At 73.0% G+C, this 21567-nt stretch carries 16 protein-coding genes and 2 pseudogenes; 9 read left to right on the forward strand and 9 right to left on the reverse strand.

Going from position 1 to position 21567, the window contains the following annotated elements; all coding sequences use genetic code 11:
- Window positions 1-49 precede the first annotated feature (49 nt).
- The 5 genes and pseudogenes from serC to J8M51_RS41770 form a co-directional block, all read right to left on the reverse strand.
- Entirely contained in the window at window positions 50-1168 is a 1119-nt protein-coding gene (serC, locus tag J8M51_RS41750) for a phosphoserine transaminase (RefSeq protein WP_086754298.1), read from the reverse strand.
- Between the two features lie 234 nt (window positions 1169-1402).
- Window positions 1403-2638 (reverse strand): cytochrome P450, encoded by a 1236-nt coding sequence (locus tag J8M51_RS41755; protein WP_086754300.1) that lies wholly within the window; start codon window positions 2636-2638, stop codon window positions 1403-1405.
- 40 nt (window positions 2639-2678) lie between these two features.
- Window positions 2679-3026 (reverse strand): DUF742 domain-containing protein, encoded by a 348-nt coding sequence (locus J8M51_RS41760; RefSeq protein ID WP_086754294.1) that lies wholly within the window; start codon window positions 3024-3026, stop codon window positions 2679-2681.
- 125 nt (window positions 3027-3151) lie between these two features.
- A pseudogene (locus tag J8M51_RS41765) lies at window positions 3152-3559 on the reverse strand (roadblock/LC7 domain-containing protein); the annotation flags it as partial.
- On the reverse strand, window positions 3556-6135 hold the full coding sequence (locus J8M51_RS41770) for an ATP-binding protein (protein ID WP_317853011.1): 2580 nt from the start codon (window positions 6133-6135) through the stop codon (window positions 3556-3558). The pseudogene J8M51_RS41765 and the gene J8M51_RS41770, both read right to left, overlap by 4 nt.
- 282 nt (window positions 6136-6417) lie before the next feature.
- Between J8M51_RS41770 and J8M51_RS41775 the strand changes: the two are divergent.
- Window positions 6418-9439: pseudogene (locus J8M51_RS41775) on the forward strand (FAD-binding and (Fe-S)-binding domain-containing protein).
- 92 nt (window positions 9440-9531) lie between these two features.
- Here the strand turns inward: J8M51_RS41775 and J8M51_RS41780 are convergent.
- Window positions 9532-10002, reverse strand: coding sequence for an NADAR family protein (locus J8M51_RS41780; RefSeq protein ID WP_086756638.1), 471 nt, complete (start codon window positions 10000-10002; stop codon window positions 9532-9534).
- Window positions 10003-10310: 308 nt separating this feature from the next.
- Here J8M51_RS41780 and J8M51_RS41785 point away from each other — a divergent pair, with 308 nt between their 5' ends.
- Window positions 10311-10649, forward strand: coding sequence for a hypothetical protein (locus J8M51_RS41785; protein WP_086756636.1), 339 nt, complete (start codon window positions 10311-10313; stop codon window positions 10647-10649).
- A gap of 13 nt (window positions 10650-10662) precedes the next feature.
- On the opposite strand, the gene J8M51_RS41790 is transcribed toward J8M51_RS41785, so the two are convergent.
- Window positions 10663-11022 carry a DUF952 domain-containing protein gene (locus tag J8M51_RS41790; RefSeq protein ID WP_086756635.1) on the reverse strand — a complete coding sequence of 120 codons (360 nt, stop codon included), beginning with the start codon at window positions 11020-11022 and terminating at the stop codon, window positions 10663-10665.
- A 320-nt stretch (window positions 11023-11342) separates the two neighbouring features.
- Complete coding sequence (locus tag J8M51_RS41795; RefSeq protein WP_086756633.1) at window positions 11343-11567, reverse strand: hypothetical protein; 225 nt, start codon at window positions 11565-11567, stop codon at window positions 11343-11345.
- 375 nt (window positions 11568-11942) lie between these two features.
- On the opposite strand from J8M51_RS41795, the gene J8M51_RS41800 reads away from it, so the two are divergent.
- From J8M51_RS41800 to J8M51_RS41810, 3 genes are all read left to right on the forward strand, one after another.
- Window positions 11943-12797, forward strand: a complete 855-nt coding sequence (locus J8M51_RS41800) for a helix-turn-helix domain-containing protein (RefSeq protein ID WP_086756632.1) — start codon at window positions 11943-11945, stop codon at window positions 12795-12797.
- A 51-nt stretch (window positions 12798-12848) separates the two neighbouring features.
- A complete protein-coding gene (locus J8M51_RS41805; RefSeq protein ID WP_086756630.1) occupies window positions 12849-13481 on the forward strand; it encodes a DUF6368 family protein in 633 nt (210 codons plus the stop codon).
- Window positions 13482-13563: 82 nt separating this feature from the next.
- Entirely contained in the window at window positions 13564-14115 is a 552-nt protein-coding gene (locus tag J8M51_RS41810; RefSeq protein ID WP_086756639.1) for a GntR family transcriptional regulator, read from the forward strand.
- 96 nt (window positions 14116-14211) lie between these two features.
- Here J8M51_RS41810 and J8M51_RS41815 read toward each other — a convergent pair whose 3' ends face one another.
- On the reverse strand, window positions 14212-15243 hold the full coding sequence (locus tag J8M51_RS41815; RefSeq protein WP_267299989.1) for an EamA family transporter: 1032 nt from the start codon (window positions 15241-15243) through the stop codon (window positions 14212-14214).
- 200 nt (window positions 15244-15443) lie between these two features.
- Between J8M51_RS41815 and J8M51_RS41820 the strand changes: the two genes are divergently transcribed.
- From J8M51_RS41820 to J8M51_RS41835, 4 genes are read left to right on the forward strand one after another with little or no spacing between them, the layout of a single operon-like run.
- Window positions 15444-16331 (forward strand): TIGR03084 family metal-binding protein, encoded by an 888-nt coding sequence (locus J8M51_RS41820; protein WP_086754049.1) that lies wholly within the window; start codon window positions 15444-15446, stop codon window positions 16329-16331.
- Window positions 16328-18028 (forward strand): acyclic terpene utilization AtuA family protein, encoded by a 1701-nt coding sequence (locus tag J8M51_RS41825; RefSeq protein WP_267299990.1) that lies wholly within the window; start codon window positions 16328-16330, stop codon window positions 18026-18028. The genes J8M51_RS41820 and J8M51_RS41825 overlap by 4 nt, the downstream gene beginning before the upstream one ends.
- Window positions 17983-19629 carry an acyl-CoA carboxylase subunit beta gene (locus J8M51_RS41830; RefSeq protein ID WP_398857953.1) on the forward strand — a complete coding sequence of 549 codons (1647 nt, stop codon included), beginning with the start codon at window positions 17983-17985 and terminating at the stop codon, window positions 19627-19629. Before J8M51_RS41825 ends, J8M51_RS41830 begins: the two co-directional genes overlap by 46 nt.
- Window positions 19630-19637: 8 nt before the next feature.
- Window positions 19638-21488 (forward strand): acetyl/propionyl/methylcrotonyl-CoA carboxylase subunit alpha, encoded by a 1851-nt coding sequence (locus J8M51_RS41835; protein WP_267299991.1) that lies wholly within the window; start codon window positions 19638-19640, stop codon window positions 21486-21488.
- Window positions 21489-21567: the final 79 nt, after the last annotated feature.

The following is a 21567-nucleotide window of genomic DNA, read 5'->3' on the forward strand; positions in this document are numbered from 1 at the left end:
GGCGCCCTTCGGTGTCGTACGGGACGGGACGCGGCCCGTGTTACAGCTGTTACAGCTTCTCGATCACGTAGTCGACGCACTTGGTGAGGGCCTCGACGTCCGCCGGGTCGATCGCCGGGAACATGGCGACGCGCAGCTGGTTGCGGCCGAGCTTGCGGTAGGGCTCGGTGTCGACGATGCCGTTGGCGCGCAGGACCTTGGCGACGGCGGCGGCGTCGATCTCGTCCGAGAAGTCGATCGTGCCGATGACCTGGGAGCGCTTGGCCGCGTCCGTGACGAACGGGCTCGCGTACTTGCTCTCCTCCGCCCAGGTGTACAGCCGGGTCGAGGAGTCCTTCGTACGGGCCGTGGACCAGCTCAGACCGCCCTGGCCGTTGATCCACTTCAGCTGCTGGTCGAGCAGGAAGAGGGTGGCGAGGGCCGGGGTGTTGTACGTCTGGTTCTTGCGGGAGTTGTCGATCGCCGTGGGCAGGCTGAAGAACTCCGGGACGTGGCGGCCGGAGGCGTGGATCCGCTCGGCGCGCTCGATGGCGGCCGGGGAGAAGACACCGATCCACAGGCCGCCGTCGGAGGCGAAGGACTTCTGCGGGGCGAAGTAGTAGACGTCGGTCTCGGCGATGTCGACGGGCAGGCCGCCGGCGCCGGAGGTGGCGTCGACCAGGACGAGGGCGCCCTCGTCGGCGCCGGCCACGCGCCTGATCGGGGCCGCGACACCGGTGGAGGTCTCGTTGTGGGTGAACGCGTAGACGTCGACACCCGCCTCGGCCTGTGCCTCCGGGTGCGTGCCGGGGTCGGAGGAGACGACCGTGGGCTCGGCGAGCCAGGGGGCGAGCTTCGCGGCCTTGGCGAACTTCGAGCTGAACTCGCCGAAGGTCAGGTGCTGGCTCTTGTTCTCGATCAGGCCGTGCGTCGCGACGTCCCAGAACGCCGTGGAGCCGCCGTTGCCGAGGACGACCTCGTAGCCCTCGGGCAGCGAGAACAGCTCGCTGACGCCCTCGCGGACCTGGCCGACCAGGTTCTTCACCGGGGCCTGGCGGTGGGACGTGCCGAGCAGAGAGGTACCGGTGGCGGCCAGCGCGTCCAGCGCCTCCGTCCGCACCTTGGAGGGGCCCGCGCCGAAACGTCCGTCGGCGGGCTTGATGTCAGCGGGGATCTGGATATCAGCCACGGGCATGGAGCCTAGCGGCTCCGCGAAACGTGGGTGAAACGTCGTCCGTCGGATGAGACGGGGGCGCCTTGTGACTCGGGGGTGCGGGTTCTTTGGCGGGTGCGGGTGCGGGTGCGTGGGGCTTCTCGCGCAGTTCCCCGCGCCCCTGAAAAGCAGGGGCTGCGCCCCGTGCTTTTCACCGAAAGGGCCGCAGGCCCGCCTCCAGCCCCGCGCGGAGCGCGAAATGGTCCGGAATCAGATCCCTCGTACCGGGCCCGGGGTGAATCGGACCGGCAGTGCCACCAGGCCCCGGAGCCAGGGGGAGGCGCGCCGGACCAGGGAGCCGGCCGGGACCGCGAGGTCCAGGTCCGGGAGGCGGTCGAGGACGACCTCGATACCCGTTCGGGCGATGACCTCGGCCGTCTCCTGCGCGGGGAAGGGACACCGGTGCTCCCCGTGCCCGAAGGAGAAGTGCGCGTTGTTCCCCCCGGTCAGCGCGGCCCCCCGCGCCCGTACCCGGGGATCGGAGTTCGCCCCCTGCAGCCCGAGCAGGACCAGATCACCCGCACGAAGGACCCGCCCACCCAGCCGTGTGTCCCGCGCCGCCCAGCGGCCCGCCACGTTCTGGATCGGGGCGTCCTCCCACAGCACCTCGTTCATGGCCTCCGCGACACTGCTGCGCCCCCCGAACAGCGACGCCGCGAACCGCTCGTCCGTCAGCATCAGCCGCAGCGAGTTGCCGATCCAGTCCGCCGTCGGCTGATGCCCCACCGCCAGCATCACCATCACGTCATGGGTGACCTCCTCGACCGTCACCTCGTACGCCCGCGCCCCCGCCAGCAGCCGCGACACCACGTCGTCCCCGGGCCGCTCCCGGCGCTCCGCCACCAGTCGGGCCATCGCCGTCCGCAGATACCCCTCGGCCGCCATCGCCCGGTCCTGGCCGTCGAGGATGTCGTTCAGCGCCGCCACCAGCCCGGGCCCGTGCTCCTCCCGGAAGCCGAAGAGATGGGCCAGGACGCGTGCGGGCAGCGGCGCCGCGAACTGCCCCACCAGATCGGCCGCGCCCATCCCGCACACGCCGTCGATCAACTCGTCGGCGAACCGCTCGACATGACCGCGCAGTTCGAGCGGCTCGACCGCCTCCAGCGCCTCCTCGATCAGCGCGGCCCGCTGCCGGTGCCGCTCGCCGACCGTGCCGAGGACCGACGGCTGCTCCGGGCTGATCACGGGAAGCAGCGGCCAGTCGGCCGGAACACGCTGCCACTGGTTCCACAGCGCGGAGTCCCGGCTGAACAGCTCCGGATCGCTCGTCACCTGGTGCAGCTCCCGGTAGCCGAGCACCAGCCACGCCGGTACGTCCCCGTCGAGCAGCACGGGCACCACCTCGCCGTGCTCCCGCCGCAACCCCCGGTACAGGGAGGCGGGTTCGCCCTGGAAGCGGGCGCCGAAGAGGGGCACGGGGGCCGGTTCGGGGGCGGATTCGGGCATGGCGAAGTGCGCGGGGGCCGCGTGGCCGCCGTCGCCGGTCTCAGAGATTGCGTAGTCCAACGAGCACCTGCTCCAGAATGTCCAGATCGACCAGCGTGGCCTGGTTCGGATGCCGGGCGCTGACCCGGCCCGCCGTGAGGAGGTCGGAGAGCAGCACCTTCGTGATGCTCACCGGCAGCCGCAGCTGGGCGGCGATCTCCACCACCGCCGTGGGCCGCTCCGTCAGCCGCAGGATCGCCACATGCTCCGACTGCATGCCCGGTGCCGGCTGGCTCTCCGCGACCACCAGGGTCACCAGGTCGAACGGTGTTCCGGGCGCGGAACGGCTGCGCCCCCCGGTGAGCGTGTACAGCCGGTCGGGCAGGTCGTCCCTGCCGGGCCGGCTCATGACGTACGGGGCGCCAGAGCCGTAACGGCGGTGGTGGTCGTGGTCGTGGCCGTGTTCGCACCGGTGGCCATGGCCGTGGTTGTATCGGCCGCCGGGTCCGTCAGGTCCGTAAGGTCCGTCGGGCGGCGCGGCCTCGCGCTCAGGTGCTCGCCCAGCTGTTCGACCAGCTCGCTCATGTTGTGGCCGACGAGCCCGGCGTCCGCCTCCTCGTCCGTCACGACGGCCAGATGCGCGCCCTCGCCCGCCTCCACGATGAGCAGGACCCCGCCGTGGAACTCCGCCATCGCCGAGCGCACCCCTCCGCTGCCGTCGCCGAACTCCAGGGACGCCCCGTGGGACAGCGACTGGATGCCGGCGGCGATCGCGGCGAGCTGGTCGGCCCGGTCTACGGGCAGCTCGGGCGTACGGCACAGCCGCAGGCCGTCCCGGGAGAGCACGAGCGCGTGCCGGGCGCCCGGAGTGCGTTCCAGCAGGCCTTCCATGAGCCAGGTGAGCCTGTCGTCGGCGCTGGTGCCGAAGCCGGTGCCGGTCATGGGGTGGGGTCGCCTTCCAGGTGGGGGTGCGTGCGCGGGTGCGGTGCGGGGGGCCGCCCGCCGGCCGGGTCGGGGTCCGGGACCGGGTCCTGGCCCGGCGCCGGGTGGGAGGGGGCGGAGGAAGCGGTGGCGTCGTCCGGGGCGGGGCGGGTGTCCCCTGCGGGTTCCGGGGCCGGCTCCCGTACCGGGTCGAGCTCCCACTTCGCCTCCCGCACGGTGTCGGGCGCCCACGGAAGCTCACGCGAGGCGTCCGCCTCCCACGCCGCGTCCCGCACCGTCTCCGGTTCCCAGGCGGCGGCTTCTCCGGCAGGTTCCGGATCCCAGGCGGTGGGTGCCGCGGTGGGTTCCGGTTCCCAGGTGGGAGTCTCTCCGGCGGGTTCCGGTTTCCATGCCGCTTCCTCGGCGGGTCTCGGTTCCCACGCGGTTCTTTCGGCAGTTTCCGAGGTCCACGCCGTCTCCCCGGTGGCTTCCGGTTCCCACGCGAGTCCCCGCGCGGGCTCGGGCTCCCAGCCGGTCTCGGGCCCGGGGTCCCACACCGTCTCCCGTACGGGCTCGGCTTCGGGCTCCGGCCCGGAATGCCAGGGCGATCCCCCCATGGCCCCTACGGCGCCCCACTCGGACTCCCGCACCGGCTCCAACTCCGGCTGCCGCGCGGCCTCCGGGGGCGCAGCGGCGTCCCGTACGGGGTCGAGGGAGGCGTCCGGTACGGGCGGCGCGGCCGGGGCGGGGTGGTAGCGGTCCACGGCGGCGGACGGCTCCGGAGCGGCCGACGGAACCGGTGTGCCGGTGGAGGCCTCGTCCCCGGTGGCCGTCCCCTGGACGAACGCCTGGTCCAGCCCGCCCGTGCCCCGTACCGCCCGGCGGAAGCTGCTGAAGCGGACGGCGCCGGTGCTCACGTCCTCGGCGGGCCGGGAGGACCGTTCCGCCCGCGCGGCGGCCTCGGCGGCCTGCGCCTGGATACGGGCCTCTGCCTCGGCGAGGGACTGGCCGCGGCGGCGCCGGGGGAGGGCGTCGGAGGGGGTGGGGTCCTCGGCGTCGCCGTTGCCGTCGTCGGCGCCGGCGGCTGCCGGGAAGCCGGGCGCCGGGCCGAATCCGGGGTCGACCGGGCCGAATCCGGGATCGAACGAGCCGAATTCGGAACGGAACGAGGAACCGTACGCCGCGGAACCGGTCGCGGTAGCGGTCTCCGCCCCGGCCCCGGTCCGGTAGCCGGACAGGGAGTCGATCAGCGCGTCGGCCACCGGGTCGGCCACGGGCGCGGCGGGTGTGTCCGTCGGGAACTCATGGGTGGGCGTCGGCTCGGTGTCCAGGTCGCGGGGGGCGCGTACGCCCGCGTACGGCGCCGACGCGGAGGGTGCCGACGCGTAGGGGGCCGTCATGGACGGCGAGGCCGTCGGGACCGTGCCGGCCAGGACGTCCTGCGGGATGAGCATCAGGACGCCCGTGCCGCCGCGCGCGGACGGCCGGAAGGAGATCCGCAGCCCGTGCTTGCGGGCGAGCCGGCCGACGACGGCGAGGCCGAGGCGCGTACCGGTGAGATGGGTGAGGTCGGCCGTCTCGCCCGCCACGGCGCGTTCGGCGCGCCGGAGCTGTACGTCGCTCATGACGAGCCCCGAGTCCTCGACGGAGATGATCGCGCCGGCCGGGACCTCCTCGACGTACACATGGACCTCGGCGGTCGGCGGCGAGAAGTTGGCCGCGTTGTCGAGGAGTTCGGCGAGCGCGTGCATGACGCCCTCGGCGGCGTGACCGGCGACGGCGGTCTCGCTGGAGGAGTGCAGCCGGACCCGGCGGTAGGCGCCGATCCGGCCCATCGCGCCGCGCAGGATCGACTCCATCGGGATCGGCCGCGCCCAGCGGCGGCCCGAGCGCGCGCCCGCGAGGACGGCGACGGAATCGGCCAGCCGGCCCGCCTGCGCGGTGCGGTGGTCGAGGTGGAGGAGATCGGCGAGGACGTCCTCGTCGGCGTGACGTTCCTCCATGGCCCGCAGATCGGCGAGGGTGCCGGTGGCGAGGGCCTGCATCCGGCCCGCCACATTGGCGGTGACGGCGAGCAGGGCCGTACGGACGGTCTCGGCCTGCTTGGCGCGTTCGGTGAGCAGGGCCCGTTCCTGGGTGGTCTCCTCGGCCGTACGGTCCCGTTCGTCGGACAGCCGCTCGCGTTCACGGTCGGACTCGGCGGTCAGCCGGGCCCGCTCCCGTGCGAACTCGGCCGCGATCCGGGCCCGTTCCTGCACGAACTCCTCGGTCAGCCGTCCCCGTTCCTGGGCGAACTCCTCGGCCAGCCGGGCGCGCTCCTGGAGCAGCAGACCGGTTTCCCGGGCGACGGCGTTCAGCCGGTGGCGCAGCAGCCGCGCCGACACGCGCGCGTGCACGGCGGCGGCGACGGCCAGGGTCAGCAGGAGCGCGGCCCCGCCCGCCCCGCTCGCGACCGGCAGCCGCGAAGACTGCGGGGTGAGCGCGACCGTGACGCCGGCGGCGGCCGCGGCGAGCAGCGCGGTCACCAGAGGGAGGGGGAGCACTGAGCGCAGGGCGGGGCGATCGCCCGGGGGGCGAGGGGGGCTGGGCGCGGTCATCGGCTGGTGTCCTCGGTCGGTTCTGAACTCGGTAACTCAGTCGGTTCCTGGGTGCGGTAACTCGGTCGGTCCCTGAACGAGAAGCGACGTCTGGTGCTCAATCTGTGCTCAATTGGGCGTCACTATATGGGAGTTCGCGACGGGGGTTGGCCGGTTTCAGGTTAGCTCTCCGGAATCAAGCCAACGTCCCCGGTGAGCGGCGCGCCGCCTGTCCACGGGAATCGGACGGGTTGTCCCGTCACCTGGCCGTCACTGTCAGTGGTCGGGTGCATCCTGGAACGCATGACGGAATCCGGGGACACGGCGGAGCCGCGCCGACTGCTGGAGACCGCGCTGCGGTCGGCGGGCGTGCGCGGCGAGGTCTCCTTCGGCGCGACCGCACGCGCGCTGACGACGATGGACGCGTCCAACTACCGGCGGGTGCCGCTGGGCGTGGTCGCGCCCCGGGACGCGGACGACGTGGCGGCCGTCCTGTCCGTGGGCCGCGAGCACGGAGTCCCGGTCGTCGCGCGCGGCGGCGGCACCTCGATCGCCGGACAGGCCACGGGCACGGGCCTGGTCCTGGACTTCACCCGGCACATGAACCGGCTGGTCTCCCTCGACCCCGGGGCGCGGACGGCGGTCGTGCAGCCCGGCCTCGTCCTGGACCGCCTCCAGGAGGCCGCCGCCCCGCACGGCCTGCGCTTCGGCCCCGACCCGTCCACACACAGCCGCTGCACCCTGGGCGGCATGATCGGCAACAACTCCTGCGGCTCCCACTCGGTCGCCTGGGGCACGACGGCCGACAGCGTGCGCGAGCTGTCGGTGATCGGGGGGAGGGGCGAGGCGCTGCGGCTCGGGCCAGGCTGGTCAGGGGCGCCGGAGGGCCTCCGCCCGCTGGTGGAGCGCGAGTCGGCCCTGCTGCGCACGGGCTTCCCCGACCTCCCCCGCCGTATCTCCGGTTACGCCCTGGACGCCCTGCTCCCCGAGCGGGGCGCCGATGTGGCCCGTTCCTTCTGCGGCTCCGAGGGCACGCTCGGGCTGCTCACGGAAGCGGTCGTACGCCTCGTCGAGGACCCCCGCGCGCGTGCCCTCGCCGTCCTGGCGTACGCCGACGAGAGCACGGCGGCGGAGGCGGCGCCCGGTCTGCTGCCGCACGCCCCGCTGACGGTGGAGGGCATGGCGGCGGACCTCGTCCCGCCCGGGGCGGCGGCCGGGCTGCCGCGCGGCGGGGCCTGGCTGTTCGTGGAGTCGGGCGGCGCCACCCCGGCCGAGGCCCGGGCGCACGCCGACGCGCTCGTCCGCGCGGCCCGCGCCGACGGCACGCTCCTGGACTCCCTCGTGGTGACGGACGCCGCAGGCCGGCGCGCGCTGTGGCGCGTCCGCGAGGACGCGAGCGGTACGGCGACCCGGATGCCGGACGGTGGGGGAGAGGCGTGGCCCGGCTGGGAGGACTGCGCGGTGCCACCGGCCCGGCTGGGCGCGTATCTGCGGGACTTCCGGGGCCTGCTCCGCTCCCACGACCTGCGCGGCACGCCCTACGGCCACTTCGGCGACGGCTGCGTCCACGTCCGGATCGACTTCGACCTGCTCACCCCGGCGGGTGTCGCCCGCTTCCGCCGCTTCTCCGAGGAACTGGCCGCCCTGGTCACCGCGCACGGCGGCTCTCTCTCCGGCGAACACGGCGACGGCCAGGCCCGCGCGGAGCTGCTGCCGACCATGTACGGCAGCGAGATGGTCCGTCTGTTCGAGCAGGTGAAGGGCGTCTGGGACCCCGACGACCTCCTCAACCCCGGCATGCTCGTCCGCCCCGCCCCCCTGGACTCGAATCTTCGCTTCGCGGTCCTCCCACGCACCCCCGTGCCGGTGGAGTTCGCGTACCCGGACGACGGCGGCGACTTCTCGGCGGCGGTACGCCGCTGCGTGGGCGTCGCCAAGTGCCGTACGACCGAGGTGAGTCCGGCCTCCGGGGCGGTCATGTGCCCCTCCTTCCGCGCCACCGGGGAGGAGGAGCACTCCACCCGGGGCCGGGCCCGGCTGCTGCACGAGATGCTGGCCGGTGAGGTGGTCACCGACGGCTGGCGCTCCCCCGAGGTACGGGACGCGCTCGACCTCTGCCTGTCCTGCAAGGGCTGCCGCTCGGACTGCCCGGTCGGTGTCGACATGGCCACGTACAAGGCGGAGTTCCTCCACCACCACTACGCGGGGCGCCGCCGCCCGGCGTCCCACTACGCGATGGGCCGGCTGCCGGTCTGGCTCGGCCTGGTCGCCCGTACGCGCACGGCGGCCCTCGTCAACGTCCTCGCGGGCGTACGGCCCCTGGCCGCGCTCGCCAAGCGGCTGGGCGGGATCGCGGGGGAGCGGGAGCTGCCGCGGGTGGCGCGGGTGCCGTTCACGCGGTGGTACGCGGGGGTGGCGAGGGAGCGGGAGCGGGGGCAGGATGTGGGGGCGCGGGAAGAGGGGGTGCCGGAGGAGGGGGTGCCGGACGTCGGCTTCCCGAGGCGGCGGAAGTGGGGCGTCGGAGGGCGTCCCCCCGGCCCGGGCACGGCGGGCGGAGGCGGGCGAGGAGGTCGCGCTCACCCAACTGCGCCTCACCCGAGCCCTGTTCGCGATGCGGAGCGGCCGGGTCTGCTGCGGCCTGACGTACATCTCGACGGGTCAGCTGGACCGGGCCCGCGCGGTGCTGCGCCGTACGCTCGACATCCTCGACGTGTTCCTGAGCCCCGTCCCGCAGTGGATGCCGGACGAGAACCCGGACCTCACCCCGCCCCACCTCCCGGTGGTCGTCCTCGAACCGAGCTGTGCGGCCACGCTCCGCACCGACCTCCCCGAGCTGCTCCCCGACGACCCCCGGGCCCACCGGCTCGCCGCCTCGGTCGTCACCTTCGCGGAGGCGCTCGAACGCCATGCCCCGCACTGGACCCCGCCCGCCGTCGACCGCCCGGTCGTCGGCCAGACCCACTGCCACCAGCACGCGGTCCTCGGCGACGCCCCCGACCGCCGCCTGCGCACCGCCGCCGGTCTCACCGGCGACCTCAGCGGCGGCTGCTGCGGCCTCGCGGGCAACTTCGGCTTCGAGAAGGGCCACTACGACGTCTCGGTGGCCTGCGCCGAGGACCAGCTCCTCCCGGCGGTAAGGGCCGCGACCGACGACACGCTCGTCCTGGCGGACGGCTTCTCCTGCCGGACGCAGCTGGAGCAGTTGGCGGGGAGACGGGGACGGCACCTGGCGGAGGTACTGGCGGAAGGGCTGGAGCGGGCGGAGGGGCTGGAGCGGGCGGAGGGGGCCGAGGGGACGGGGCCGCCGGGGTCTCCGTCCCGCTGACGTCTCGAACAACGTCCGGAAACGCACCCTTCGGCACCGGACGGGCCGAACAGGGCGACAGCTGCTACGACATCGGCGAGCCGGTGACGGACTCAGCGGGAGAGACCTTCATCTGCGGCCGGCGCCTCGGCACGCAACTGGCCACGGGTGCGCACCAGAATCCGTCCGAGCATGTTCTTGCCGGTGCCGGTCCTGCCCCGACCCCAGTAGTGGTCGGTGGTGGTGTCCTCGACGATCTCCTCGTCGCCGGTCGACAGCAGAACGGCGCGGATATCGGCGTGCGCACGGAACTTGGCCCCCACCGCGCGGCGCATCACGTCGTCCTTGCCCCGTTCCCAGTCCCGCCGCAGAGGCTTGGACGGGTCACGGCCCAACTCCGCCGCCCGCAGCGGGGTGCGAGCACGCCGGACGAGATCCGCGTGACGGGTGCCCTTGAACTTCTGTGCCTGGAAGTAGTGCTCCGAGGTCGGCCACCAGGCCCCGTCGAGTTCGAAGCCGTGATCGGAGAAGTTCGAGAAGCACCCGTGAGGGACTTCGTCGGCGCCATAGAAGTAGATCGTCACGGGAGTCTCGGGAACCTCAGGAGTCTCGGGAACCTCACGGGTGTCATGGAAGCTCGTACGATGCCAGGCGTGCCGTGGGCGCCGCAATCAGTTTTCGCAGGTCGGAGCGGCGTAGTACGCCGGTGCGGCTGAGATGACAGAGGGCGGACGGGCCCACGGAGCCACAGAACCGGCGCCCGAAGAGCGAGGGCTCCGGCCCCGCGCCTCCACACGCCACCTCGCTCACCGTTCGCGCTCGCTCGGACACGGGGAGTATCAGCCGGAAAGCCGGAAAGGCCGCATCCCGGCTCTCGGCCCGAGGGGGGCGCATGGACCGGCACGACGGGGAGACGGAGAAGGCGCACGAGGATCGGGAGGAACCGCCGGACGGCAGCGCGGCACCGGGGGAGCCGACGCCCCAGAAGTACGAGAAGGACCGCATCGCCGAGCATGTCATCGGGCATGTCGTCGGCGGGTCCATCGTCGGTGTGATGGCCTGGTTCTGGACCCAGACCCCGATCGGTTTCGTGATGACCGTGATCTGGGGCGCCGGCGTCTACGGCTGGAACAAGAGCCCCCAGGTCCAGAGCTGGTCCCGCCGCAGGAGAATCCGCCTGGGCGTCGCGATCACGGCGGTGTACTGGACGTTCGCGTTCCTGGTGATGTGAGCGGGGCGCGCAGCTAGCCCGCCGTCAGCCCCACCGCGCGCCCCTCCCCGTCCCACCGGATCTCCAGCACCCGCACGACGGCGTCACGGTCGAGCGGCCCGAACACATGCGGGAACAGCACATCCGCCCCGACCCCCGGCGGCGGCGCGGGCTCGGCCGCCTCGAACTCCACCCGCGCGCCCAGCCGTTCCTCGTCGAGCACCAGCACATGCAACGGCTTCGGCGCGTCCCGATAGAAGGCGTTCACGACAGCCAGGGTCGTCGCCTCGTCCGGCGAACAGTGCACGAACCCGTCCGCCGGGAGCGACTCGGGGGCGTACGGCTCGTCGGGGCGGGCGTTCCAGGCATCGAGGGACACGACGTGGTAGATCATGCGCCCGGTTATAACACCACCGCCCGGCGAGGGACGAAGATGTTCAGGCGGTCCGGCGACGTGCCGTCCCCCAGGCGCGGTTGAGGCGCCGGGCGGTGTCGCAGTCGCCGTTCGCGCGGCCGTCCTCGTCCAGGGTGCGGCATGCGGTGCAGTTCTCCCGTGGTCCAGGATGCGCCGGTAGGCGGTCTCGGGGTTCTCGTCGACGAGGTCGTGCACCTCCACCCGCACCGTGCGGCCGGGGCCTGATCCGGTGTCGAGCCGGCGTTCCTCGACACGGCTCGTGGTCGGGCTGCGGCGGTTGTCGTCGCGGCCGTCCACGGTCATCGCCTCGCCTGCGGGCGTTGCGGGTGGTGGGCGCGGATGAGGACGTTGCAGTCGGTGACGCGCGACCGGTCGTCCTCGGCCCGCGCGGTCGCCCGCTGCTCGGCCAGCCGGGCACACCGCTCGCAGTCGGCGGGCGGCACCGGCTCCTCGCACGGGAGCCCGAGGAAGGGCGGCGGATCCATCGTGGTCCGCCGGGCCGGGCGGGTGCTGGACATGGCCATGTCGGCGCTCCTCAGCAGCGTTGGCGTGCCCCGGGAGGCTGGCGCATCGCCCGGGTTCGTCGTATCGGCCGACGCTAGGGGCGCTGTGGGTCGCACGGCCAGCGATGTGCAGATCTGTCTACGTAACTGCCTGAGGCAGGTGGGCATATATGTGCCCTCTTGACCTGCCATCACCGCAGAGCGACGGTAGTGGACATAGCTGCACAACACAAAGGTGGAGGTGGCCATGTCGCTACTGTTCATCGGTATCGACCCCAACACCGGGGACAAGCAGAGCCAAGCTGTGCGCTGAAGCCTTCGAGGCGGTGTGGGCACGGGCCACCCCGCACGACCAGTACGACATCCGCTGACAGAAAAGCATCGGTAGGCCAGTTCATGCCTGTCTCCCCGTCCTCGTCCGCCCAGGACGCGCGCCGAGTCGTCGCCTTACGGCTGCGTGACCTCCGCAAGAGCGCCGGGCTGACGGTGGTCGAACTGGCCGACCGGTGCGGCTGGCGCCACTCCAAGACCTCCCGTATCGAGAACGCGGTCACCGCGCCCTCGGCCAAGGACATCCGGGCCTGGGCCGCAGCCTGCGGCGTGGCCGACCAGGCGGAGGACCTGGTCGTCCAGTCCCTGAACGCCGAATCGATGTACCAGGAGTGGCGTCACCAGGTGCGCCGCGGGATGAAGCAACTCCAGGACAGCGTGGTGCAGTTCTTCCACGACACCGAACTGTTCCGGATCTACTCCTCGACGATGGTCCCAGGTCTGCTGCAGACCGAGGGCTACGCGGCAGCACTGCTGAGCAGCATCGCCGACTTCCGTGGGCTTCCGGTCAACGACGGCGCGGCAGCCGCAGCCGCGCGCGTCGAACGATCGCGCATCATCCACGAGCCGGGTCACCGATTCGTGATGCTTACCGAGGAGTCCGTCCTGTACTCCCAACTGGGCGACGCGGACGCCATGGCCGCCCAGCTCGGCTACCTGCTGACTGCCGGAGCACTCCCGCAGGTGTCGCTCGGAATCATCCCCATGGCCACGCGCGAGCGCCCGCAATGGCCCATCGAGACGTTCCACGTTTACGACGACACGCTTGTGTCAGTGGAGTTTCTCTCTGCGGAGGTGAACATCACCCAACCCGCCGAGATCGCCCTCTACCTCAAGGCGTTCGAGCAGCTGCGGAGCATGGCCGTGTACGGGGCCGACGCGCGCGCCCTGATCCTCAAGGCCATCGCGGCGCTGTGCTGAGCAGCCGGGCCGGACATGAGGTCGCGGAGTCGCGCGAACTAGGCTCTCGGCATGTCCGGTCCGACCTTGGTGATCGATCTGGCGGAGCCGCTCTCCCCGGCCGCGCTGCGAGAGTTCCGTGCGTTGATGGTGGGGCTCTCGACCCACTTCGTCGAGAAGCGGCCCGGGTTCTTCGACGTCAACGTGCCCGCACAGCGCCTGGGCGTCGAGGACCAGCGGGAGGAGGACTGGCGAAAGCCGTTCCCGCTCCCCCTTCTCGGCAACACCGGCGCGGACGAGGCACTCACGGCCCTGGTGGGATTCGACCCGCGGCGCGAGGACTGGGGTCGGCCCTTCCTCGTCTACTCGATGGGGCCCGGTGTCGGCGACGAGAGCACCTTCGAGGCCGAGCACGCCGACGAGCCCGAGGTGGAGGCCGTCCTCGGCTTCACGCCGACCCATGCCGTCAATGTCGGCGCCTGCTGCAATCGCGGGATCGACCACGTGGCCACGGCCCTGCTGACCGCCGCTGTCGTGGACGTCATCGGGGGCGTGGCCAAGGCCGAGCTGCTGGACGGGCAGGCGTCGGTCGTCGCCGGCCTTCCGGGGGTGTTGGGGATCACGGACGACGACTGGACGGCGCTGGGAACGGCGGAGTTCCTGCGGGCCTGGGTTCGGCACCCCGCCTTCCGGCTGGTCAAGTAGCCCATCGGCGTCGAGTGGTCGAGTGGTCGAGTGGTCGAAGAGACGGGAGGGCGCGATGAGTGAGGTAGGTGGGGTGGGTGAGATGGACGTGAACAGGTGGGTCAGTACCTCGATGCCGTATCTGACGCCGAGGGAGCAGGGGCAGGGCGACGCCTGGGGCGCGGACGCGGCGGCCCAGGGGCGGCGCGGCACCCAGCGGATTCTCTACGCGGGTGAGGTGGGAGCGCCCGCCGAGGTGGCACGGCTGCTGGCGCTGACCGAGGGCGAGGACGTCGTCGTACGCCGTCGCCTGATCCTTCTCGACGACCAGCCGAACGAGCTGACGGACACGTACTACCCGGTCGACATCGCCCGCGGCACCCGTCTCGCCGGAACCGCCCGCATCCCCGGAGGGGCCGTCACCCTGCTCGCCGCGCTGGGCCATGTCGGCGCCCTCGTCCGCGAGGACGTGACGGCCGACAACCCGGACGACGACGAACGCGCCACCCTGCGCACCGCACCGGGCGAACCGGTGCTCCGGCTGACCCGGGTCACCCTCGACCGCGACGACCGCCCGATCCAGGTCGACCGCATGGTGATGCCGGCGTGGCGTCAGCGACTGCGCTATGAGATCGGGATCGGGCCGGAGGCATAGGGAGGTGCTGGGGAGGGCGGCTCCGCCCCGTCCTGCCCCGCGATCGGCGGGGCACCCCCACGCCAGGGAGATCGACGGCGAGCGAGCCCGTTCCCCCTACCCCGAAGCCCCCGCCTTCCCCTGCCGCGCCTTCCCCCTCCGCACCTTCCCCGGCACCACCTTCCCCCGCCCCACCTGCGTCCGCACCGCCCCCATGCTCGCCCCGATGACCAGCGCGATCGCGAGGGCCTCCGTGGCGGCGAGGGCCTGGTCGAGGATCAGGAAGCCGGCGGTCGCGGCGATCGCGGGCTCCAGGCTCATGAGGACCGCGAAGGTGGGGGCGGGCAGGCGGCGCAGGGCGAGGAGTTCGAGGGTGTAGGGGAGGACGGAGGAGAGGACGGCGACGGCGGCGCCCAGGGCCAGCGTCGTCGGGTCGAGCAGTCGCGTCCCCGATTCGACGAGCCCCAGCGGCAGGAACAGCACCGCCGCGACACCCATGGCCAGCGCCAGCCCGTCGGCCTGCGGGAACCGCCTCCCCGTACGCGCGCTGAAGACGATGTACAGCGCCCACGCCAGCCCGGCGGTGAGGGCGAAGGCGACGCCCAGGGGGTCGAGGGCACCGAAGCCGCCGCCTCCGCCGCCGAGGAGGAAGACGCCGCAGAGGGCGAGCCCGGCCCACACCAGGTTCATCGCCCGGCGGGACGCCAGGACGGAGAGGGCCAGCGGGCCGAGCACCTCCAGGGTGACGGCGACGCCGAGCGGGATACGGGCGACGGACTGGTAGAAGAGGCCGTTCATCGCGGCCATGGTGACGCCGAAGACGACCACCGTGCCCCAGTCGGTACGCGAGTGCCCGCGCAGCCGGGGGCGGCAGATCACCAGCATCACCAGCGCGGCCACCGCGAGCCGCAGGGTCACCACCCCGAGCGCCCCGGCCCGCGGCATCAGCGTCACCGCCAGCGCCCCGCCGAACTGCACCGATATCCCACCGGCCAGCACCAGTCCCACGGGCCCGAGGGAACCCGGGCCACGGGGCGCGCGGGAGGCGCGACCACCGGCCCGGGGCGCCGTGGGAGTCGCGGGTGCTGTCGGTGCCGTCGGTGTCGTCGCGGTGCTGGGCGCGGGCCGGTCGGCGCTGGGGAGTGTCACGAGGGCCGTCCAAGAGAGCGGAGAACGGGGAGCGGGTGCGCGGGCGAGGCGCTTCGTTCAGTATGAGCGACTCGACAGTGCAAAGCAATGGACTAAGTCAGGCATGTAACCAGCTTTGCCACTTACGTGCGCGGCCTGCAACCTTTGGTAAAAATGCAAGCACGCTTGCTTGTTTATGGTGCCGCTGCCATGCTCCCCCCATGGCCGACCCCACCCCCGTACTCGACGCCCTGCGCGCCGAGAGCGACGAACTCGACGCGCTCGTGGCCGAGTTGCCCGCGGAACACTGGACGCGCCCGACGCCCGCCCCCGGCTGGACCGTGGCCCACCAGATCGCCCACCTCGCCTGGACCGACCGCTCCTCCGTGCTGGCGGTGACGGACCAGACCGCCTTCGCCCGTGAGGTCGAGGCCGCGCTGACCTCGCCCGGGGACTTCGTGGACAGGGGCGCGGAGGAGGGGGCGGGGAAGCCGCCCGGGGAGCTGCTCGCGGAGTGGCGGGCCGGACGCGAGGCCCTGGAGTCGGCCCTGCGCGCGGCGCCCGAGGGGGCGCGGTTCCCGTGGTACGGGCCGCCCATGTCCACCGCGTCCATGGCGACCGCCCGGCTGATGGAGACCTGGGCGCACGGCCTGGACATCGCCGACGGCCTGGGCGTCCCCCGGATCGCCCCCACCGACCGCCTCCGGCACATCGTCCGGCTCGGCATCCGCACCCGCGACTTCGCCTTCGGCGTGCACGGACTCACCCCGCCCTTCGAGGAGTTCCGCGTCGAGCTCATGTCTCCTGAGGGCGAGGTGTGGACGTACGGCCCCGAGGACGCGACCGACCGGGTGACCGGTCCCGCCCTCGACCTCTGCCTCCTCGTCACCCAGCGCGCCCACCGGGCCGACCTCGCCCTCCGGGCCGACGGCTCCGACGCCGACCGCTGGCTCGACATCGCCCAGGCCTTCGCGGGCCCCCCGGGCACCGGCCGCCAGCCCGCGGAGGCCAAGGGCATCGGCCGCCGCGAGCCCGCGGAGGCCAAGGACCCCGTAGACGCAGGCGCGGAGGCCAAGGACACAGGCGACGCCGGAGAGGCGGCCCCGTGACCGTCACCCCCCTGCGCATCGGCAACGCCTCCGGCTTCTACGGCGACCGCTTCGACGCGATGCGCGAGATGCTCACCGGCGGCGAACTGGACGTCCTCACCGGCGACTACCTCGCCGAGCTGACCATGCTCATCCTCGGCCGCGACCGTCTGAAGAACCCCGCCGACCCCACCGCCGGGTACGCCCGCACCTTCCTGCGCCAACTGGAGGAGTGCCTGGGCCTCGCCCACGACCGGGGCGTCCGCGTCGTCGCCAACGCCGGCGGCCTCAACCCCGCCGGACTCGCCACCGCCATACGGGAGTTGGCGGACCGGCTCGGCATCCCCGTCCGTGTCGCCCATGTCGAGGGCGACGACCTGACCGCCGGCCACCCCGGCAGCCTCGCCGCCCACGCCTACCTCGGCGGCTTCGGTATCGCGGCCTGTCTGCGGGAGGGCGCCGACATCGTGGTCACCGGCCGGGTGACGGACGCGGCGCTGGTCACCGGCCCCGCCGCCGCCCACTTCGGCTGGGGGCCCGGGGAGTACGACCGCCTCGCGGGCGCGGTCGTCGCCGGGCATGTGCTGGAGTGCGGGGCGCAGGCCACCGGCGGCAACTACGCCTTCTTCGGCGAGCACGACCCCGAGAGCCTGCGCCACCCCGGCTTCCCGCTCGCCGAACTCCACGAGGACGGCAGCTGCGTCATCACCAAGCACCCCGGCACCGGCGGCCTCGTCGACCTCGGCACCGTCACGGCCCAGCTGCTGTACGAGACGGCCGGCGCCCGGTACGCGGGGCCCGACGTCACCGCCCGCCTCGACACGGTCAGGCTCTCCCCGGACGGTCCCGACCGGGTCCGCGTCGACGGCGTACGCGGTGAGGCACCGCCCCCGGCCCTCAAGGTCGGCGTCAACCGGCTCGGCGGCTTCCGCAACGAGATCACCTTCGTGCTGACCGGCCTGGACATCGACGCCAAGGCCGCCCTCGTACGCCGTCAGATGACGGACGCGCTCACCAAGTCGCCGCCCGGCTCGACCAGGTGGAGCCTGGTGCGCACCGACCGGCCCGACGCCCCGACCGAGGAGACCGCGAGCGCGCTGCTGCGGCTGGTCGTCCGGGACCCGGACCCGGAGAAGGTCGGACGTCCGCTCGGCGCCGCCGCCGTGGAGCTGGCGCTCGCCGGCTACCCCGGCTTCCATGTGCTCTCTCCACCGGGCAGGGGCACGCCCTACGGGGTCTTCGAGGCGGCGTACGTCCCGCAGGGCGACGTCGCCCATGTGGCCGTCCTCGACGACGGCCGCCGGGTCCCCGTGCCCCCGGCCCACGACACCGCCGTACTCGCCCCCGCACCCGAACCGCCCCTGCCGGAGCCACCGGCACCCGGGCCCACCCGACGCGCCCCCCTGGGGCTGGTCGCCGGGGCGCGCAGCGGCGACAAGGGCGGGGACGCCAATGTCGGGGTCTGGGCGCGGACGGACGAGGCATGGCGCTGGCTCGCCCATGAGCTGACCGTGGACCGGTTCCGGGAGCTGATCCCCGAGAGCCGCACCCTCACCGTCACCCGGCACACCCTCCCGAACCTCCGCGCCCTCAACTTCGTGATCGAGGGCATCCTCGGCGAGGGCGTCGCCTCACAGTTCCGCTTCGACCCCCAGGCCAAGGCCCTCGGCGAATGGCTGCGCGCCCGCCACCTGGACATACCGGAGGCCCTGCTGTGACGATCATCAACTCCGCCCTGGACACGGTGGGTCCGGACTTCCGGGCCAACCGCGAGGCCATGCTCGCGCACCTCTCCGCCCTCGACGCCGAGCACGCCAAGGCTCTCGCGGGCGGCGGCGAGAAGTACGTCCAACGGCACCGGAAACGCGGCAAGTTGCTCGCCCGGGAGCGCATCGAACTGCTCCTCGACCCGGACACCCCCTTCCTCGAACTCTCCCCGCTGGCCGCCTGGGGCAGCGAGTACCCGGTCGGCGCCTCCCTCGTCACCGGCATCGGCATCGTCGAGGGCGTCGAGTGCCTGATCACGGCCAACGACCCGACCGTGCGCGGCGGGGCCAGCAACCCCTGGTCCCTGAAGAAGGCCCTGCGCGCCAACGACATCGCGCTCGCCAACCGGCTGCCCTGCATCAGTCTCGTCGAGTCCGGCGGCGCCGATCTCCCCTCCCAGAAGGAGATCTTCATCCCCGGCGGCGCGATCTTCCGCGACCTCACCCGGCTCTCCGCCGCCGGAATCCCGACCATCGCCGTCGTCTTCGGCAACTCCACCGCGGGCGGGGCCTACATCCCCGGCATGTCCGACCACGTGATCATGGTCAAGGAACGGGCGAAGGTGTTCCTCGGCGGCCCGCCCCTGGTCAAGATGGCCACCGGCGAGGAGAGCGACGACGAGTCGCTGGGCGGCGCCGAGATGCACGCGCGCACCTCGGGCCTCGCCGACCACTTCGCCGTGGACGAGCCCGACGCCCTCCGCCAGGCCCGCCGGGTCGTCGCCCGCCTCAACCACCGCAAGGCGTACGCCGATCCGGACCCGCACCTGGTCCAGCCCCCCAAGTACGACCCTGAGGAACTGCTGGGGATCGTCCCGGGGGACCTCCGCGCCCCCTTCGACCCCCGCGAGGTCATCGCCCGCATCGTCGACGCCTCCGACCTCGACGAGTTCAAGCCCCTCTACGGCACCAGCCTCACCACCGGCTGGGCCACCCTCCACGGCCATCCGATCGGCATCCTCGCCAACGCCCGAGGGGTCCTGTTCAGCGAGGAGTCCCAGAAGGCCGCCCAGTTCATCCAGCTCGCCAACCAGCGCGACATCCCCCTCCTCTTCCTCCACAACACCACCGGCTACATGGTCGGCAGGGAGTACGAGCAGGGCGGCATCATCAAACACGGCGCGATGATGATCAACGCGGTCAGCAACAGCCGCGTCCCCCACCTCTCCGTCCTCCTGGGCGCCTCGTACGGAGCCGGCCACTACGGCATGTGCGGGCGGGCCTACGACCCCCGCTTCCTCTTCGCCTGGCCCAGCGCCAAGTCCGCGGTCATGGGCCCCCAGCAGCTGGCCGGCGTGCTCTCGATCGTGGCCCGTCAGTCGGCCGTCGCGAAGGGGCAGCCGTACGACGAGGACGCGGACGCCGCCCTGCGCGCCATGGTGGAGCGGCAGATCGAGTCCGAGTCGCTGCCGATGTTCCTGTCCGGACGGCTCTACGACGACGGCGTCATCGACCCCCGCGACACCCGCACCGTCCTCGGGCTGTGCCTGTCCGCGATCCACACCGCCCCCTACGAGGGCGCCCGTGGCGGCTTCGGCGTCTTCCGGATGTGAGGGACCACATGATTTCGACACTCCTCGTCGCGGGCCGCGGCGAGATCGCCTGCCGGATCTTCCGCACCTGCGCCGACCTGGGCATCCGCACGGTCGCCGTGCACTCCGACGCCGACGCGGACGCCCTCCACGCGCGCGTGGCCGACGCGACCGTACGACTGCCGGGCGCGGCCCCCGCCGACACCTATCTGCGCGGCGACCTGATCGTGAAGGCCGCCCTCGCCGCCGGGGCCGACGCCGTCCACCCCGGCTACGGCTTCCTCTCCGAGAACCCGGACTTCGCCCGGGCCGTCCTGAACGCGGGCCTCACCTGGATCGGCCCGCCCCCGGAGGCGATCGAGGCCATGGCGTCCAAGACCCGCGCCAAGCGCCTGATGGGCCTGGCGCCCCTGGACGAGGCCGAGGTCACGGAGAAGGACCTCCCGGTGCTGGTGAAGGCGGCGGCGGGCGGCGGCGGACGCGGTATGCGCGTCGTACGCGACCTGGACGACCTGCCCGCCGCGCTGGAGAGCGCCCGCGCCGAGGCCGCGAGCGCCTTCGGCGACGGCGAGGTCTTCGTCGAGCCGTACATCGAGGACGGCCGCCATGTCGAGGTGCAGATCCTCGCCGACACCCATGGCACGGTCTGGCCCCTGGGCACCCGCGACTGCTCCCTCCAGCGCCGCCACCAGAAGGTCGTCGAGGAGGCCCCGGCCCCCGCCCTCCCCGAGGAGCTGACGGCGGAACTCCACACCCTGGCCGTACGCGCCGCCCGGGCCGTCGACTACGCCGGCGCGGGCACCGTCGAGTTCCTGGTGGCCGGCGGCCGGGCCCACTTCCTGGAGATGAACACCCGCCTCCAGGTCGAACACCCGGTCACGGAGGCCGTGTTCGGCCTCGACCTGGTCGCCGAACAGCTCCGCGTCGCCGAGGGCCACGCCCTCCCGGCCGACCCCCCGCCCGCGCGCGGCCACGCGATCGAGGCCCGTCTGTACGCCGAGGACCCGGCCCACGACTGGACCCCGCAGACCGGCACCCTGCACCGCCTGTCCGTCCCCGGGAGCGTCCGCCTGGACACCGGCTACGAGGACGGCGACACCATCGGCGTCCACTACGACCCCATGCTCGCCAAGGTCATCGCCCACGCCCCCACCCGCGCGGAGGCGATCCGCAGGCTGGCGGGAGCCCTGGACCGCGCCACGATCCACGGCCCGACCACGAACCGGTCCCTGCTGGTGAACTCCCTGCGCCACGAGGAGTTCACGACCGCCCGCATGGACACCGGCTTCTACGACCGCCACCTCCCCGCCCTCACCGCCGGGACCCCCGATCCGTACGCCCCCCTGGCCGCCGCCCTCGCGGACGCCCATGGCCGCTCCCGCTTCGGCGGCTGGCGCAACATCCCCTCCCAGCCCCAGGTCAAGCGGTACGCGACGGCGGGGGAGGAGCACGAGGTCCACTACCGGCACACCAGGAACGGCCCGGAGGCGGACGGAGTGCGGATCATCCACGCCGACGCCCGCCGCGTCGTCCTCGAAGTGGACGGCGTCCAGCGGAAGTTCGAGGTGGCCCGGTACGGCGACGACCGCGTCCACGTCAACACCACCACCCTCACCGCCCTCCCCCGCTTCCCCGACCCCACCACCCAACAGCCCCCGGGCTCCCTCCTGGCCCCCATGCCGGGCACGGTCGTCCGCGTCGCGGAGGCCCTGAACCCGGGCTCACCGGTGGAAGCGGGCCAACCCCTGCTCTGGCTGGAGGCGATGAAGATGGAACACAAGATCACGTCCCCGACGACGGGAACCCTGACGGCCCTGCACGTAGTACCTGGTCAACAGGTGGAGCCCGGCGTGTTGCTTGCGGTGGTGCGGCCGACCTAGGGGCGCGGGGAACTGCGCGACCAGCCCCCACGGACCCGCACCCTCCGAACAACGAACGAACCCTCCCCCTTAGGAGCCT

Source organism: Streptomyces griseiscabiei, from assembly GCF_020010925.1.
Taxonomy (GTDB): Bacteria; Actinomycetota; Actinomycetes; order Streptomycetales; family Streptomycetaceae; genus Streptomyces; species Streptomyces griseiscabiei.

Bases quoted from the DNA above. Each gene is read 5' to 3' on its own strand.
- J8M51_RS41755 (WP_086754300.1), bottom strand. From the start codon at position 2,638: ATGCCCGAATCCGCCCCCGAACCGGCCCCCGTGCCCCTCTTCGGCGCC.
- J8M51_RS41760 (WP_086754294.1), bottom strand. From the start codon at position 3,026: ATGAGCCGGCCCGGCAGGGACGACCTGCCCGACCGGCTGTACACGCTC.
- J8M51_RS41770 (WP_317853011.1), bottom strand. From the start codon at position 6,135: ATGACCGCGCCCAGCCCCCCTCGCCCCCCGGGCGATCGCCCCGCCCTG.
- J8M51_RS41785 (WP_086756636.1), top strand. From the start codon at position 10,311: ATGGACCGGCACGACGGGGAGACGGAGAAGGCGCACGAGGATCGGGAG.
- J8M51_RS41790 (WP_086756635.1), bottom strand. From the start codon at position 11,022: ATGATCTACCACGTCGTGTCCCTCGATGCCTGGAACGCCCGCCCCGAC.
- J8M51_RS41795 (WP_086756633.1), bottom strand. From the start codon at position 11,567: ATGGCCATGTCCAGCACCCGCCCGGCCCGGCGGACCACGATGGATCCG.
- J8M51_RS41800 (WP_086756632.1), top strand. From the start codon at position 11,943: ATGCCTGTCTCCCCGTCCTCGTCCGCCCAGGACGCGCGCCGAGTCGTC.
- J8M51_RS41805 (WP_086756630.1), top strand. From the start codon at position 12,849: ATGTCCGGTCCGACCTTGGTGATCGATCTGGCGGAGCCGCTCTCCCCG.
- J8M51_RS41810 (WP_086756639.1), top strand. From the start codon at position 13,564: ATGGACGTGAACAGGTGGGTCAGTACCTCGATGCCGTATCTGACGCCG.
- J8M51_RS41820 (WP_086754049.1), top strand. From the start codon at position 15,444: ATGGCCGACCCCACCCCCGTACTCGACGCCCTGCGCGCCGAGAGCGAC.
- J8M51_RS41830 (WP_398857953.1), top strand. From the start codon at position 17,983: ATGGCTGCGCGCCCGCCACCTGGACATACCGGAGGCCCTGCTGTGACG.
- J8M51_RS41835 (WP_267299991.1), top strand. From the start codon at position 19,638: ATGATTTCGACACTCCTCGTCGCGGGCCGCGGCGAGATCGCCTGCCGG.